The organism is Aliivibrio sp. EL58 (assembly GCF_900312675.1).
GTDB lineage: Bacteria > Pseudomonadota > Gammaproteobacteria > Enterobacterales > Vibrionaceae > Aliivibrio.
In genome coordinates this window covers 36,718-55,510 of record NZ_OMPC01000004.1, presented here as the reverse complement: position 1 = coordinate 55,510, position 18,793 = coordinate 36,718, and the positions used below count along the sequence as shown (strand labels likewise).

Annotated in this window: 6 protein-coding genes; 2 read left to right on the top strand and 4 right to left on the bottom strand. The window is 39.2% G+C overall.

Annotation, left to right across the window (positions count from 1 at the left end; genetic code table 11):
* Positions 1-138 precede the first annotated feature (138 nt).
* Positions 139-12,720 carry a retention module-containing protein gene (locus tag ED622_RS05790; RefSeq protein WP_122032998.1) on the top strand — a complete coding sequence of 4,194 codons (12,582 nt, stop codon included), beginning with the start codon at positions 139-141 and terminating at the stop codon, positions 12,718-12,720.
* 81 nt (positions 12,721-12,801) lie between these two features.
* Here the strand turns inward: ED622_RS05790 and ED622_RS05785 are convergent, their stop codons facing one another.
* The 3 genes from ED622_RS05785 to ED622_RS05775 all read right to left on the bottom strand — a co-directional run bounded on the left by ED622_RS05785 (position 12,802) and on the right by ED622_RS05775 (position 17,822).
* Entirely contained in the window at positions 12,802-13,992 is a 1,191-nt protein-coding gene (locus tag ED622_RS05785; protein WP_122032997.1) for a class I SAM-dependent methyltransferase, read from the bottom strand.
* A gap of 163 nt (positions 13,993-14,155) precedes the next feature.
* Positions 14,156-16,117: a methyl-accepting chemotaxis protein gene (locus ED622_RS05780; RefSeq protein WP_122032996.1), complete on the bottom strand. Its 1,962-nt coding sequence runs from the start codon at positions 16,115-16,117 to the stop codon at positions 14,156-14,158.
* A 301-nt stretch (positions 16,118-16,418) separates the two neighbouring features.
* Positions 16,419-17,822, bottom strand: a complete 1,404-nt coding sequence (locus ED622_RS05775) for a methyl-accepting chemotaxis protein (protein WP_122032995.1) — start codon at positions 17,820-17,822, stop codon at positions 16,419-16,421.
* Positions 17,823-17,906: 84 nt separating this feature from the next.
* Here ED622_RS05775 and yccX point away from each other — a divergent pair, with 84 nt between their 5' ends.
* Entirely contained in the window at positions 17,907-18,179 is a 273-nt protein-coding gene (yccX, locus tag ED622_RS05770) for an acylphosphatase (protein WP_122032994.1), read from the top strand.
* Positions 18,180-18,196: 17 nt separating this feature from the next.
* On the opposite strand, the gene ED622_RS05765 is transcribed toward yccX, so the two are convergent.
* On the bottom strand, positions 18,197-18,523 hold the full coding sequence (locus ED622_RS05765) for a TusE/DsrC/DsvC family sulfur relay protein (protein ID WP_122032993.1): 327 nt from the start codon (positions 18,521-18,523) through the stop codon (positions 18,197-18,199).
* Between the last annotated feature and the right edge of the window lie 270 nt (positions 18,524-18,793).

Genomic DNA, 18,793 nt, shown 5'->3' with positions numbered 1-18,793 from the left:
TAAAACTATCAATTAATAAATTTATAACAACAAATTAACCATAATGGCTTTGCGCTTTTAAGAATTAGTATCCTATGATTAAGGAACTAAAGTGAATATTAATTTGTTGATGCAGTTAAATGGATTTTAGGTGGTTACATGAAAGAGACGATCATTCCTTCCCAAGTAGAAATCAAAACGATTGAAGGCAATGCTTATTCGTTAAATAAATCAGGGGTCCCAACAAAAGTTAATGTTGGACAAAACCTTGAGCAAGATTCGGTCTTGTTTACTGATTATGAGGCGAAAGTTATTGTGCAAATTCACGGTAAATTGGTCACGATTGACAAAAACTGTATCAGCTGTCTCGATGAAACGAAACCTGAAGATCCTCTTCAAATACAACCCATTGATGGGAAGGTTGAATTCGATCCTACACAATCTACAGATGGTTTAGATATTGCCGCAATTCAGGCTGCAATTTTAGCAGGGGAAGATCCGACTGAAATTTTAGAAGCAGCTGCAGCTGGCGAAGGTGGTGGTTCTGCAAACAATGGCTTTGTTGTTATTGAATATGGCTATTATTCAGATATCGCAACAACCAATTTTACCACTTCAAATGCCTTTTCTTATGATAATCAAGAGTACATTGATAATTTAAGTGGCGGCGATGCGAGTAATCCTCCCGCAACCCCTATTATTACTCCTAATAATGAAGGGATAACAAAAGAAGATGAAGTTTTAGAATCTTCTGGTCAACTTGCAGTCACGAACCCTCAAAGTAACCTTTCTTATACTTGGTCAATCACAGGTAGCCCGACAAGTGAATTTGGTACGCTTTCTCTAAATCCAACAACAGGTCAATGGGAATACACGCTAAATAATAGTGCATTGTCTGTTCAGTCTTTAGCTAATGGTCAGATAATTACTGATGTATTTGAAGTGTCGGTATCTGCTGGTGGAAACCTAACATCAACTCAACAAGTCACAGTAACCATTGTTGGTACTAATGATGATCCTATTATCTCTGGAATTTCTATAGGTGAGTTAACGGAAGGGGATGTTGATGATGCAGATCCAACAGTTAGCGAAACATTAACCGTTGCTGATGTAGATACATTAGATACTCATTCTTGGACAGTTGATGACGGTGGGAATGGTGAGTATGGCGTCTTAACGGTCAATAATGGTGTGTGGGAATATGCGCTAGATAATTCTCGTGATGAGACTCAAGCGCTTGGTGTCGGCGATAAGGTTACTGAAACATTTACCATTCAAGTTGATGACGGTAATGGTGGTATTGCTCAACAAGAAGTGGTTATTACGATTAATGGTACTAATGATGAGCCTGTGATTAGTGGTACAAGTACAGGTCGCGTTGTTGAAGATCTAATTGATTCTGCTGACGGGCAATTAACAGCTATTGATGCTGATGAAGGCGACTCTGTATCATGGTCGGTCACAGCTCCCAATCTAGGTGCGTACGGTACGCTTGCTATTGATAGTACAGGTAAGTGGACTTATAGCATTGATAATAATTTATCTTCTACTCAATCATTATCATTTGGTGAAACTCAAATTGAAACATTTGAAGTTGTCGCTGATGATGGTAATGGAGGACAAGTCACGCACACTATTACTATTGATGTAACTGGTACCAATGATAACCCTGAAATTACTGATACCTCTGTTATTTCAGGAGCTGTAGAGCATCGAGGGACAGAAAGTGCGACGGGCGATCTGGTTTTTGAAGACGTAGATACTCTGGATACTCATACATGGGCGGTTCAACCAAACTCAAACAGTGAATTAGGTAGCTTTTCTGTTGATACTTTTGGTAAATGGACGTTTGCTCTTAATTCAATGTCAACAGCGGTTATTGGACTCGGCATAGGGGAAACGCTTGATATCGTATATCGAGTTGAAGTCACGGATAATAATGGCGCTACAGATTTTCAAGACGTTACGATTACGATTACTGGCTCAAATGACGGGCCTGTAATTAGTGGGTCAGACACTGGTTCTGTTGTTGAAGACGTATTGGCAAGTGTGTCAGGGGAACTTATCGCAACAGATGCAGATGAAAATGATTCAGTATCATGGTCAGTTACTGATGGTGCAGGAGCGTTTGGTTCTTTAGCGGTAGACAGCGCAGGTAAGTGGACATACACCTTAAACAATACGTTAGATGTTACTCAAGCTATTTCTAAAGATGAAATTAAAACTGAGACATTTGAGGTTGTGGCTGATGACGGTAACGGCGGGATAATTAAACACACGGTAACAGTTGAAGTTACAGGTACCAATGATATCCCAGAAATTACAGATTCGTCAGTTGTCACTGGTGATGTTGCAGAAGTGAGTGCTTCTGCAATTGGTGATTTAGTTTTAGAAGATATTGATGCATTAGATAGTCACCTATGGACGGTAGAGCCGAATGACAATGCAGGGTTAGGTACGTTTACGGTTGACTCAAATGGCCGATGGAATTTTGATTTAAATACCAATGCAGCTGTTTTCCTAGCGTTAGGTGCTGGCGAAACCTTAGATGTGATTTACGTGGTTCAAGTTGATGACCAAAATGGTGGTCTTGATACTAAAGAAGTGACGATTACTGTAACTGGTTCTAATAATGGTCCTGTTATTGGTGGTACCAGTACGGGTTCAGTCGTGGAAGACACCGTAGAAACAGCATTTGGTGAATTAGTTTCTGCTGATTTAGATACAACTGATACAGCTACATGGTCAGTACAAGCTCCAAGTTCTGGTTCTTATGGTGAAATTACGGTTGATGCGAATGGTAAGTGGACCTACACCATAGATAATTCTTTAGCAGCAACTCAATCATTATCACAAGGCCAAACAGAGACTGAAACATTTACCGTTATTGTTACCGATAATAGTGGTGCACAAGCAGCACAAGTTGTGACTATTGATGTCACCGGCACCAATGATCTTCCAGAAATCACCAACACATCAGTTATCGCAGGTGCCGTTGAGCATCGCGTAATGGAAAGCACTACTGGTGATTTGGTGGTCGATGATGTCGATGGGCTAGATACTCATACGTGGGCTGTGCAATCTAATTCCAATGCAGATCTAGGTGCTTTCTCTGTTGATGGTAGTGGTAAATGGACGTTTGATTTAAACAGTGCTTCAGCAAGTGTAATTGCTCTGGGCGTGGGTGAAACTCTTGATATTATTTATGTCGTTGAGGTTGCCGACAATCATGGTGGAACCGATCTACAAGAAGTGACCATTACGGTCACAGGCTCAAACGATGGTCCAACTATCAGTGGCACAGACACAGGCTCTGTTGTTGAAGATTCAGTTGCCGTTGCAGAAGGGCAACTTGAAGCAACCGATGCAGATATTACAGATACCCATGCATGGACTGTTACTGATGGTGCAGGTACCTTTGGTGCATTGACCGTGGACGGCACGGGTAAATGGACATACACCCTTAATAATACAAAAGCAGATACTCAAGCGATCTCACAAGGTGAAGTGAAAACCGAGACATTTGAAGTTGTGGTCAATGATGGTAAAGGTGGAACTGAAGTACACACTATTACGGTAGAAGTAACCGGCACTAATGATCTTCCGAGTGTTGCAGGATCGTCAGTGATCTCTGGAGATGTAACCGAAGAGACTACTCTGAGTGCAAGTGGCGATCTGTTTGCTGATGATGTTGATACTTTAGACTCACATACATGGACATTACTTACATCTAATACTGATCCATACGGTTCAATTACGATAACAACGAATCCCGATGGATCAGGTAAATGGGAATACACTCTTAATAATACTGCGGCACAAGTTCAAGCATTAGCGAATGGTGAGACTCATACTGTTGAATATCAAATTCAAGTCGATGATGGTCAAGGTGGCTTAACCACAGAGACTGTTTCTATTGAAATCACAGGTACTAATGATGAACCTGTGGTTTCTGGTCAAGCTATAGGCTTAGTAAAAGAAGATACGGTTACCCAAACTGAAGCTGAAGGTCAATTGACCGTCGATGATGTTGATTTAATCGATGTTCACGCTTGGAGTGTAGACAGTAATAGCGGTACTTATGGATCGATTGCGATTGATCCTGTAACCGGTAAATGGGTTTACACCATAGATAATACATTACCTGCCACTCAAGCCTTAACTGAAGGTCAAAGTGTAGAAGATAAGTTCACGGTAACGGTTGATGATAATCAAGGTGGAACAGATACGATTGAAATCGTCATTACTGTCGTAGGTACAAATGGAGTACCTGTTATTGGTGGCGATACTGTCGGTGATGTAACTGAAGATATAGCACTAACCACAACAGGGACATTAACGGCAACAGATGAAGATGCAACAAGTGCATTCGGTTGGGATATTGTTGGTTCAGATACGGGTACATACGGTAAGTTTACACTTGATGCTGCTACTGGTGTTTGGTTATACACCTTAGATAATGATGCGGCGCAATCTCTTGGTGCTGGCGATGACCCAATAAAAGAATACTACACCGTAGAGTTGAGTGATGGCGCAGGTGGCGTAATTACGGAAACAATAGAGATCACAATTAACGGAACCAATGACTTACCTGAATTATCAGGGCAATCAACAGGTTCGGTGAAAGAAGATTCTATTGAAACCACTGAAGGCCAATTAATTGTTGATGACGTTGATTTAAGCGACACTCATACATGGGATGTTCAGCCAGCGAGTGGTACCTATGGTTCGATTACTGTTGATGGAAATGGCAAATGGGTTTACACCATCAATAACGGGTTAGACGCAACTCAACAACTTGCCGAGGGAGAACCTGGTGAAGATAAATTCATCGTTACCGTTAATGATGGGCAAGGTGGAACCGCGCAAAAAGAAATTGTTATTTCACTAGAAGGAACTAACGATTTACCTACTGTTGTAGATAGTCATGACACAGGAACGGTTATTGAGGATGGAGTGCAAACGATTTCAGATACCTTAATCGTGGAAGATGTTGATATTTCTGATACTCATAATTGGTTTGTTATTGGTGCGTCGGAATCGAAATTAGGCAGCTTTTCTATTGATGCCGCGACGGGTGAGTGGACTTATGTTCTTAAAAATGACGAAGCTCAGCTATTAGCAAAAGATGAAACAGTTGTTGAAAGTTTTGTCGTTGTCGTTGGTGATGGAAATAATGGTTATGCCCAACATATCGTTGAAGTATCAATTATTGGTACTAATGATAAACCTGAAATTACAGGTAGAACAACAGGTACAGCCGTAGAAGATATTATACCGACAGCAACAGGTGCATTAACTGCAGTCGATGTTGATTTTACTGATGATCACACTTGGCTTGTCGATGGTGGCGGTGTTGGTAAGTACGGAACAATGTCTGTAGATAGTGATGGGAACTGGATTTACGCATTAGACCCATTGAATTTAGACACTCAAGCTTTAGCGGAAAACCAACAAGAATTTGAAACATTTACTATCAATGTCAATGATGGGAATGGTGGAACGAATGCCATCATGATAACGGTTGAAGTCTTAGGTACAAATGATGCTCCTATCATAGGTGGACGTACAACTAGAACCATTACCGAGGATGATGCTGCTTCGGTTTCGGGTAAATTAAAAGATGGTGATGTCGATTTAACAGATTCACATACTTGGACATTACTTACCGACGCACAAGGCGATTATGGCTCATTATCACTAAATGCGAACGGGAAATGGACCTATACAATTGATAACACGTTAGCGTCAACTCAAGGGTTACTTGCGGGTCAAAAAGAGACCGAGCAATACATTATCCAAGTTGAAGATCAATATGGTGCCATTGATACAGTTACAGTTACTGTCACAGTTAAGGGTACCAATGATATCCCTGAATTATCTGGTGAGTTAACAGGGAAAATTGAAGAAGATTCAGCAATTACTGAAATTGAAGGGCAGTTAGATCCTGATGATGCAGATATTGGAGATTCACATACTTGGGCATTGAGCTCTGAAACTGGTTCATACGGTACTCTCTCAATCGATTCATCAGGTAAATGGGTTTACACCTTAAGTAATAATAAAGATTCGGTGCAACAATTATCGGAAGGTGAAGAAGTTACTGATACCTTTACGGTTACCGTAAAGGATGGCAGCGGAGCAAGTACGCAAAAAGACATCATTGTCACAATTGTGGGTGACAATGATGAACCATCAATTACGGGCGCAACAACAGGCAGCACCATTGAGGGGACTACCGGTAAAGATATAGCAACCGGTGATTTAACTGCCGTTGATATTGATCATCTAGATACTCATTCATGGTCAATTATGACTCCTGAAGGCGTATATGGAGCCTTAAGTATTGATTCAACTACTGGTCAATGGACATATGAACTTGATAATTCAAAACCAGCCACGATTGGGATCGCATCTGGTCAAATAGTACAAGATAAGTTTGTCGTTCAAGTGGACGATGGAAATGGCGGCACCAATCAGATTGAAGTGATTATTGATATTGCAGGAACCAACAGTTCTCCTGGCATTATTGGTGATACTACTGGCGAAATTAAAGAAGACGCTGTAAACAATGAAATCACAGGAGAGCTGAAGTCTGGCGATCTAGATTCAACGGATGTTCTCGAGTGGGAAATTATTGGTGCAGCAGGCCAATATGGTCAATTTAACATTGATCAAGACGGTAATTGGACTTATGCACTGAATAACAGTAATGGTTCTGTTAATGGCCTAAAAGAAGGTGCAGAACTTGTCGATTCAATCATGGTAAAAGTTACGGATTCATTTGGTGAAGTATCAGAAGTTGAAGTGAAAATTACTATAGAGGGAACGAATGATGCGCCAGTATTAAGTGGTGCACTGACAGGTACGGTAGTTGAGGACCAAACAACAGTTATTGAAGGACAATTGCAAACATCTGATCCTGATATCGGCGATGTTCATGGTTGGAATCTTGATAATGGTGTTGGTCAGTATGGCTCGCTAACCATGAATTCAAGTGGTAAATGGACTTACTCTTTAACTAATTCATTATTGGCTATTCAAGCTCTTGGACCTAACGATACTCTTACCGAAACATTTACAGTAACAGTAACAGATTCACAAGGTATCGCATCAACTGATGATGTAGTTATTACTATTCAAGGTACTAATGATCTTCCTGAAATTACTGGTGGGACAACAGGTGAATATATAGAAGATTTATCACCTGATACAGTTACTGGCCAGCTTGTAGCTAGCGATGTGGATGCAGGTGATACTACTTCATTTGAAGACCGAACTTATGTAGGTAACTATGGTACGTTTTATTTAGCAGCTGATGGCTCATGGCGTTATGAGATAAATAAAGATTCAGCAGCTATTCAATCATTAAATGAAGGTGAAAAGATTTCTGAGACGTTCACTGCTGTTGTCCATGATTCTAACGGTGGATTTACGAGTGAACAGATAGATTTCACCATTACAGGTACTAATGATTTACCTGTGGTATCAGGTGATAATTCAGCAACCGTGATTGAAGATGCACAGGATTTCTTACCTGCTGGTGAAGCGTTTAATGGACAATTTACGAAAGTAACAGGAAATGTGATTGCCGATGATATTGATTTAGGTGATGACGTTGTTAGCTGGCAGGTTAGTAATGGTAGTGGCGTTTACGGTATTTTTACTATTGATGCTAATGGCCAATGGACTTACTTATTAGATAATACGGATCCAGATACAAATGCATTGAATTTCGGTGACGTTCGAACTGAAATATTCCAAGTTACGGCAACAGATAAACATGGAGGAGTCTCTGAACCGTTCGACGTAACAATTACGATTGAAGGTAACACCGATCCAGGCGGTGGCGGTGGCGGTTCATACGATGAAACAATAAATATCGACTCAATAGAAGAAGGTGTTGATGGAGATGGTAATCCAATTGGTGGTGGTAGTTCTGGAACTATAGATCTTCCAAGTGGCTGTGAAATTACCAGTGTCGATGGAACCTCCTCGGTTGATGGTGGATTATTTGGTTCATTAACCGTAGATAACAATGGTGATTGGGTTTATAACGTTGCTGATGATAAATCGTATGTAGATTCATTATGTGAAGGCCAAGAAGTTACAGAGAAGTGGGTTGTTACTGTTCAAGTTAGTTGTGTTGAACCTGATGGAACTATTGTAACTAAAACAGAAAAGGTCTTAGTTAATGTCACAATTACAGGCTCTAATGATATTCCTGTGATTGTTGCTGACACACCAACGGGTGAGCTAGGGGAGGTTGTTGAAGATGATATCCTTGAAGTTTCTGGTCAGTTGGAAGTCGTTGATCCTGATACATGCGATAGTCATACATGGTATTTAGTTGATGTCGACGGAAATAAGATTGGCGCTTTAGACTCAAGTGGTGAAAATATAGTAATCCAAGGTACTTATGGAGAGCTAACACTGGATCAAGCGACTGGAGATTGGACTTATAAACTGGATAATGACAGTGCGATAGTGCAAGCCTTAACGCCAGATCAAATTGAGAAAGAGTATGTACGCGTTGTTGTTGAAGATGATAAAGGCGCGGTTAGTGCCGATTCGACTATAAATATCAATGTAATTGGTGTTGCGGATGATGTGCCTGCTGTTGAGATCATTAAAGAAATTGAATTTAAAGAAGATGGTAGTCCACTAACTCAAACTGGGGTATTAGATAATGTTGCTGGTTTAACACCAGATTTAACTTGGAATCTTGTTACTGGCGATGGTTCATATGGACATTTAACGTTAGATAATAATGGTAATTGGACTTACGTTCTTGATAATGATTCGTTAGCTGTTCAGCAACTAAATGAAGGTGAGCTTGTTACGGATACCTTTAGTGTTACGGTTGTCGATAAGTTTGGTAAAACGGTTGTGGATGAAAATGGCGACCCGGTAGAAATGATCTTCAAAGTGGAGGTTACAGGCACAAATGATGCGCCAGATATATCAGGTCAGTTGAATGGAACTATCTCCAATATAGATTCAGATAGTAAAATATCAGGAAACCTTAATGATGGTGATGTGGATACGGGAGATACTCACACTTGGTCTGTAGCTGATAATCAAGGCGATTATGGTCGTCTTATTTTAATCAATGGCAAGTGGACATATACACTAGATACAAGTATTGATGCAGTTAAAGTGTTAGGTATCGGAGAAACATTAACTGACACTTTTGAAGTGACAGTTGAAGATGCGGCAGGCGAAACGTCTACAAAAACTGTGACAGTAACTATTGATGGTTCAAACTTACCACCAGAAATAGCTCAAGATGATCAAATCATTATGGAGCTAAAAGAAGATGAAACAATTACTGATTCTAATTCACTAATAGCAACTGATCCAAACGGCGATACGGTCACTTTTGACGCTAAAACATTAACAGGTACTTACGGTACTTTTACCGTTGATACTAATGGCGTTTGGACTTATACCTTAGATAACGATGCCGCTCATATTCAAGGATTAAAAGAAGGTGAAGTGGTTTCAGAGGTATTCACTGTATTTGCTGTTGATTCCCATGGAGCAAAAACAGAACAAAAAGTAACGGTAAATATCACAGGAACAAATGACGATCCTAAAATATCAGGTATGGATACTGGCGTTGTTCAAGAAGCTGATGGCAGCACAACAACAGGTAATTTTGTTACTTCAGATGTTGATGTTGGAGATAATGTTACGGTTACTGCGGGAGTTCAAGGTAATTATGGTGTTGTATCGGTCAATGATGCAACTGGGAAATGGACGTATACCGTAGATGGCAATGATCCTACTGTAAATAGTTTATCTAAAGGTGAAACACTGACAGATACCGTTACTATCACAGCAACGGATGAATTTGGTGCTACTACTGATATGACTATAACCATCATTATTAATGGTGAAAATGACGCACCTGATTTAGTTGTTACCGTACCACCAGAGTTAACAGAAGACAGTGGCGTTACAGGTGCGAACACTATAGAAGCAACAGGAAACTGGGATAATGGCGATCCAGATACATCGGACACACACTCATGGCAAGTATTGAGTGGTGATACTTTGGGCACGCTTACCTTTGAACCAAATGGTGACTATAAATTAGTTGTTGATAATACCGCGGTAGAGATCCAACAGCTTGGCGTTGATGAATCGCTAGATTTAACTTATACCGTTAAAGTTACAGACGAACATGGTTTAAGCAGTACACAAGATATTACGTTCACTGTAAATGGCACAAATGATGATCCAGAAGTCGTTAATACCAGTATTATTTTGGTGGATGTCGCAGAAGACGGAACATTAAGTAAATCAGGCCAATTAGATATTACAGATATTGATATTACTGATACGACATTTGAGTTTGATGTCATTACTTCTCCAGCAAATGCCTATGGTGTCGTTACTGTAGATGACAATGGTAAATGGACTTACGTATTAGATAACGATAAAGCTCAAAACATCGGTAATGAAGTTATAACTGAAACGTTCACTATTCAAATCGATGATGGTAACGGTGGAGTAATCGAACAGGATGTTACCGTAGAGATTACTGGTACAGATGATGATCCGATTATCAATACAGACATAACTCAAGTAACGGAAGGCACTGTTGTAGAAGATGGAACCTTGACAGCGACTGGGCAGGTTGCTTTTGTGGATCCAGAAGGTGACCTTATTGATTACAATGTGATTAATCCACCGACTTCACCTTATGGCACTCTTACTGTAGATGCGAATGGTGTATGGACGTATGAATTAAATAATACCTTGGCTCAAGAGGTTGGCGCTACAGGTACTCAAGAAACGTATACCATCGAAGTAAAAGATCAAACTGGCGGAACAATACAACAAGTTATTACTATCAATATTACGGGTGAAAATGATACACCAACGATTGATGCATCAAGTGTCATCATTGGCAGTGTTAGTGAAGACGGCACAGCAACGGCTATTGGTCAATTAGATGTGTCAGATATTGATTTAACGGATACCAGCTTTTCTTACACCGTTATATCTGGCCCAAATACAGCGACAACACCAGGTGATATTGCTGGTTTATACGGTGCTTTAACCGTTGATGGTAATGGTGAGTGGACCTATTTACTTGATAACGACAAAGCTCAAGTTCTAGGAATTACCGGTGCGACAGAAAAATTCACGATAGAAATCGCTGATGGAAATGGTGGTACGGTAACTCAAGAGATTACAGTGAGTCTTTCAGGTAATGATGATCAACCAATCGTCAATGCAGGGGTTGCTCAAGAAACAACAGGAGCCGTTGTTGAAGATGGTGAACTGCATGCTGAAGGTACAATTACTTATCTAGATCCAGAAGAAACAGATATAGGCTATACCGTTTCAACGTCATCCACCCCCTTGTATGGAACATTTATCGTTAATGCAACAACAGGTAAGTGGGAATATGATCTAGATAATACACTTGCACAAGCGATTGGTGCTGATGGTGCCCAAGAGTCTCTTGTTATAGACGTAACTGATGTAACAGGGCAAGTGACTCAACAAATTATAACGATTGATATTTCTGGAGAAAATGACTCCCCAGTGATAGCAGGAACAAGCACTGCAGACGTGAAAGAGGGCGTGGTTGAAACGGCCAGTGGTCAATTAACAGCAACCGATGCTGAAAATGATTCAATAAACTGGCAGCTTGCTTCTACATCTTCAGCAACAGGAGCTTATGGAACACTAAGTATTAATGCTGCTGGATTGTGGACATATATGTTGCTTGAAGACAGTACATTAGGGCTGGCAGCTGATACAACAGATGAGTTTATCGTAGAAGCATCTGATGGCAAAGGCGGAGTCACTCAACAAGTTATCACCGTAGTTGTTGCCGCGCCAACTATCGTTCAAGGATTTAGTGGCTCAGATATTTTAACCGGAACGACCAATGATGAATTGTTATTTGGTAATCCATTAGACTTATCTGATGTTGGTACTGCTGATACGTTTACTTGGACAAATGCCTCTATTGGTGGTGATTTTGCGAGAGATGTAATAAAAGACTTTGATCTTAACAGCGATAAGGTTGATTTAAGTGACATTGCTAATGTTACCTCTGTTTGGGATTCAGCAACGCTAGCTTCTCAAATTCAAGTGTCAGAGGTAGATGGCAGCACTGAAATTTACATTAATGAAGCTGGTGGTACAGTACAAACCATTGTTATTGATGGTATTACTCTTGATGAGCTAGCAGGAGAGTCCACCGCAGGTATGACGGATGCTGAAAAGTTGAATTCATTAACGAACTCTGGACATTTAGTGGTTTCAGATAGCTTTGGTAATGAAGATGACAATATCCTATATGCATCTGGTCAAAATGATATTTTAACCGGTGGTGGCGGTAATGATGTCTTTTATTTTGCTGAAGAAATTGCAGGAGATCTTATCAATCCAGCTGAAACTCAAGTTGAAGATTTTGCCCTTGATGGAGTTGCTGCAAATAATGAAGCAGACATTTTGGATTTAGCCGATTTACTACCAGATAGCGTGACATCAGCATCAACCATTGACGATATGTTACAGCACATAGAAGTTAACATTGATGACGGTAATGCTCAGACGGTTTTATCTATTACTGATGATCAAGGCAGTCAAACTAATATCACCTTAAAAGGCGTAGATAGTGGTGCGTTAGGGATTAGTGATTTAGGCAGTATTAGCGATCATGATGTTCTCGATAAACTTTATAATGAGTTCAATGCATTTAAAGTCGACTAACAGAACTACTGCTTTATGAAACTAAAAAGGCGAGAGGGGTTAACCTTCTCGCCTTTTATTTATGTTTGTATTAAATAAATATTATACAACGCGACAAGCAAAGCCTTTTAGGTAGAAACCTTCAGGGTAAGCAGAATCCAGAGGGTGATCCGCTGCTTGCTCAAAACGCTCGATAAACTGAACCGTACGCTTAGCATCAAGAGCAGCATCAGCAACGATTTTTTGGAATAAGCCCGTATCCATCAGACCAGAACAAGAATACGTTAATAGCGTACCGCCTGGATTTAGGATCTGCATAGCAAGCATATTGATGTCTTTATAGCCACGACATGCACCAGTAAGCTGGTTTTTAGATTCAGCAAATTTTGGTGGGTCCATGATCACAACATCAAATTTTGTGCCGTTATCACGGTATTCTCGCAATAGTTTAAATACATCAGCGTTTAAGAATTCAGCTTTAGATAAATCGAATCCGTTAATCTCTGTGTTATTTTTTGCGTTATCCAGTGCCAGTTGGGAAACATCAGCATTGATAACGTGTTTTGCACCACCTTTAAGTGAGTACAAACCAAAACCACCTGTGTAAGAGAAACAGTTAAGTACCGTTTTACCTTTTACGTATTTACATGAGCGCTCACGGCTATCGCGTTGGTCAAGGTAGAAACCTGTTTTATGACCATTGACGATATCAACGCTAATTTTCACGCCATTCTCTTCAATGATTACAGACTCAGGTGGCTCTTCACCGTGTAGAACGCCAGTGCGTTGTTTTAGACCTTCTTTTTTACGAACAGAAACGTCAGAACGCTCGTAAATATTACATTCTGGGTAGCATTCGATTAATGCTTCTACCAACATATCTTTAGTTGCTTCTGCTCCAGCACTTAAAAGCTGACATACAAAATAGTTTTGGTAACGGTCAATCGTGATACCTGGTAAACCATCAGATTCAGCAGCGATTAAGCGATAGCCAGTTAAGCCTTCACGCTCAGCAAGAACATCACGTAAGCCTTGCGCTTGATTTAAACGACGAACAAAGAAATCTTTATCAATTGCTTCATTTTTATCAAATGTCCAAACACGAGCACGAATTTGAGATTGTGGAGAAAACGCACCACGAGCAAGCCACTCGCCGCTGTTTGAATAGATCTCAACTGTTTCACCTAGCTCTGCTTTCCCATCAATGCGGTCAATACCACGAGAAAAGATCCAAGGGTGACGGCGACGTAATGCTTTATCACGTCCTTTTACTAAATAGATTGAAACAGTCATATTGATGCTCTGATGATAAAATTGAGTCGATATTCTCTGTGATGCGTATCATAAAAGCAATGAATAAAATGACTTATATATTTGATGGGGGGGGAATCGAAGTAAAAAGGGGGTAATCATGGAGAGATTAGTACTCCCCATGATAATAAAGTATTAAATAATCTTATTTAATAGTGAATAATTCAAGTTGTGAGCGTTGCTGTTCAGCTAATTCAGATAAGAAATTTGATGCCTTACTTGATTCTTCAATTCCAGTTACGTTTTGGTTAATAATTTCTTTAATACCAATAACTGTACCTGTAATTTCTTCAACGGCATTCGATTGTTGTAGTGCAGCAGAAGCCATTTCAGTTGAACTGCCATAGATTGACTGAATCGCACTGTTGATATTAGCTAGGTGATCGTAAGATTGAATAGAGGTTTCACGAGTTAATGTTATGGTTTCTAAACACCCATCCACTTTCTCTGTTGCATCTAAAGAGTAAGATTGCAGTTCAGAAATGATTTTTTTAATGTGAACTGTCGATTGCTGGGTTTTCCCTGCTAAATTTCGAACTTCATCAGCAACAACTGCAAACCCACGGCCCATTTCACCAGCTCGGGCTGCTTCAATTGCAGCATTTAAAGCAAGTAAATTTGTCTGCTCTGATATGTTATTAATAACGGTCGCGACTTCTTCGATACTTACGCAGTGAGTCCGTAGATTTTCGACTACAGAGGCGGTTTCACTTAATTGAGTTGTTAAATCATCAGCGCGAATTTTATTTTGCTCAGCAATTTCTTGGCCTAACTCACATAACGTTGCTGCTTCTGTTGCTTGTAGCTCGGTATTTTTAGCTGACTCAGCAACTAAGTTTGAAGAGGCAGATAGTTCGGTTACTGCTGCAGCTATTTGTTCTATTTGTGCACTTTGTTCTTCTGCGTTACTTGAACTTTGGGTCATCACACAGGCAAGTTCGGTTGAAGAAGAGGCTACATCGTTGCTTTGTTCTCTAACAGAACTAACCATATTGGCCATGTTTTTGATCGAAGCATCTAGATTAATTGCAAGCACAGCAAGTTCATTCGTACCTGATAAATTAGTTAATGTAGTTAAATTTTGCTTAGCCATTGCTGATATCGTTCTCGCAATAGAAGCTAAAACATTATTAATATTACGAGCTAGAAGTAGGGCAATAAAGGTTGAAAGTAATGCAGCCCCAAACCATGACCAAATTTGTGTATTTTGTACATTTTTACTTGCTGCAAGAGAACGCTCATTTAATATCTGAGTATATTCAATTTGACGTGCATTGACTGTTGAAATGATACTTGTAATTTCATTAACAAGTGTTGAACGAAATTTTGATTGTTCTGTATTTGATTCTAAAGCTTCGATACTTTCATGGTATAGCGCTAAATAAGCACCGAATATGTTTTTATTAAAAGATTTAACTTCTTGATGTTGATTATATTTTTCTATAAATGATTGAATGGAAACAAGGTATTTATCTGCAATTTTTTGTTCATCTAAATCTCTGCTACTTACCATTCGATTTAAACTATCATAAAATCGCTCAATATCAGTAGTGAACATAATTCGCTCTTTTTCCCAATCTGATTCTGAACCGTTATATACTGAACCAATAAAAGTTAGCATTTCAACCATTGGTTGCCAAAATATTGGAGTTGCAATCTGAGCTTCATATAAATTAGTAAAGATTTGAACTGAAGTATTAATGCTCGTTTCATAACTATCTAAATTTTTTTGTAATTGTACTAAATCTGACTTACCAGTATCACTTAAGACCTCTGATATAAGAATACGATCTTTAATATGAGTACTTGTGGTGATAAATGCTTTTTGTAAGTTTTGTTGAGCATCTAACATTGCTTGTCCAGTTTCAGACATAGTATCTCTATTTTGTACTCGAACTTCTTGCCAAAAATAGCGTAGCTGCATAATTTCATGGCCTAAAGCCGTTCGTTCAGCTGTTTGCATAATGTTACTTTCTACCTCGTTATTTCGACCGTCGATTAAAAAAGCAACAGTTGCAAATAAGAATAATGAAGTGAAAACAGGGGCAAGAAGTAACGCAAGTAACGGTTTATTTAATGAAAGTTTAAATATAAAGGAGTGGTTCATGTTTGCTCTCCTGAATATATGCGAGTCAGTATTAATAATCGTCATATATCCAAAAATAATATGTATATAATTATAAAAAGTATTTGGCGCTTAATTGACAAAGCGCTTGAGAGCGGAATTTATAGTAAAAAAAAGTAAAAAATCGTGATGTGGTTATCATTAAATCGAGGGTGTGCATACTATTAATAATAAAATTGTTACTAAGTGTAATAAAGCGTCAAAATAACATTGACGTATATATTTTAGTGGAAATATCTAAAGTCACTCATATAGAATACATATAAGTGACTAGAGGTTATTATTATGCTTTTAATCCATTAAGCAGTAATTCTAAATCTTGGCCCTTTAATCTAAGTTGCTCGATATTAGATTCAGAATCTTTGATCATCTTATGAACTTGATTTGATTGAGTTCGAACATCTTCAACCGTTGAAGCAATACTCACCGCCACTTCGCCTTGCTGGCTAGCCGCTGTTGCAATTTCATTGTTACTTTGTGCAATAGTATTGTTACGATCGGCAATGTGTGAAATATCGTTATGTACCTGCTGCATTAACTCTTGACCTGTTTCAGCGTTACTTACTGTATTCGATGTCAGAGTTAAGAGTGATTTACTGTTATTTTGTAGCGCTTCAATCATTGATTGAATTTCGACGGTGGCTTGTTGAGTTCGGCTTGCCAATGTACGAACTTCATCCGCAACTACAGCAAATCCACGGCCTTGCTCACCAGCTCGTGCGGCTTCAATCGCTGCATTTAATGCTAATAAGTTAGTTTGTTGAGAAATACCATTGATAGTCGCGACAGCATCATCAATTTTTGCTGCATTGTCATCTAATTCTTGAACAGCATGGGCAGCTTGATTTATCTCTTCTGATAAGGCTTGAATCGCTTTTACGGCAGAATCCACTTGGGATTGACCAAGACGAGCCGAATCCATTGCATCTGTAGATTGAGAAGAGGCTTCGTGAGTGTAATTAGCTACTTCTTGAATTGATGTCGCCATCTCTTCTGTTGCACTTGATAGTAAATCGAGTTGTGTAAGTTGCTTATCAGAAGCATCTGAACTTTTATGGCTGTTTTGACTTAACTCAGAGCTCATCTGTTGAATTAAGGCGACAGATTCTTGCATAGCTAAAACCAATTGTTGTTCGCGTTCTGCCAATTTATCAATAGTAATCGCAATAACACTGAATTCATCTCTCACAGGGAAGAAATTCATACGTTGTGTTAAGTCACCAGACTCAAGCGTTTCTAAGGCTTTATTCATAGTGAACATCGCGCCACCAATGAAAGTCATTATGTAATAAACGCCGACAGCCATTAATAATAGAACAGCAACAATTAAAGAGATTTGTAAGCTAGATAAAGTAGACCAAAGCGTGACATTTGAGTCTGCACTGATACTGTAATTACCAGAATTAACAAATGCAGTATGTTCGCCTGAACCAACTGCAAACTCAGCGGATTGAGAGAGAAGATTCACAGCATCTTGTCGAGAAATATTTTGCTGATCCAACATAGAGGCAACGAATTGAACTTCGTGATCTAATGTTTCAGCCATCATGCTATCAGCAGCAGAATCCATAATTGCTGTTAGACTTAAAAGGGCGATAATTGGAAGTAAGAATAGTAGATAAAACTTTTCTTGAATTTTTAGATGGATAAGGTATTTATCAATCCAGCGAAATGCTGACTCTTTCATATGAGATCCGTATATATGATGTGGAAATTGATAATATCTCATGATTAAGAAATTTTTATTATAAATTACAGTTATAGGTGAGTTATGTCACAAAAATCAGTTAAGTTCACTGTAAAGGGAAAAGTACAGCGTGTGGGTTTTCGTTTTCATACAGCACATACGGCATTGAAACTTGATTTAACAGGTTATGCTCGAAATCAAGCAGATGGTTCTGTTGAAGTGTTGGCTTGTGGTGAAGAAGATAAAGTGAAGGCGTTAGAAGAGTGGTTGAATACTGGGCCTCAATTAGCTCGTGTAGATTCTGTCGAGCGCGTTGAAACCCAGTGGCCAGAATTATCTGATTTTAAAATGTATTAAGGGTGGAGAACTAAAGCTTAAAGACATTTTGCTGGCTTTGGTAAACCAGCCAGTTTTGTTGCTTGTTTTGCAGGGCCTAATTTAAATAGTGTAAATAGGTATTTACTGTTGCCTTTTTCTGGACCATGCGCTTTTTCCATCGCTTTTACTAGCATACGAACTGCAGGCGATGTTTTGAACTCTTCATAAAAAGAGCGAACAAAACGAACGACTTCCCAATGGGCTTCCGTCAGCTCGATGTTCTCTTCTTGTGCTAAAAGTGGAACTAACTCTTCACACCAATCGGTATGATTCATTAAATACCCTTGAGCGTCGCGTTCAATGTGCTTACCGTTAAATTCCATACAGCCATCTTAATGATTAGGATTGATGCGTTAAGTTTAGCAAAGGGATCTCCATTCGGGCAATCGAATCCATAAATAACGGCATAGTTTGACTATTTATCAAGCGTGTTTTGCGTTTTCTAGTCGTGGATTATTACAATAGAGTAAAACAGATTTTTGTCTCACGAGGGTAGATAGAGCCAAGAATGTGATAGAATCCTTGCAGTTAATGAATAATAAAAAATTCAGTAGGATATATTTTGAGTCAATCAAATCAAAATTCAGCAGCAA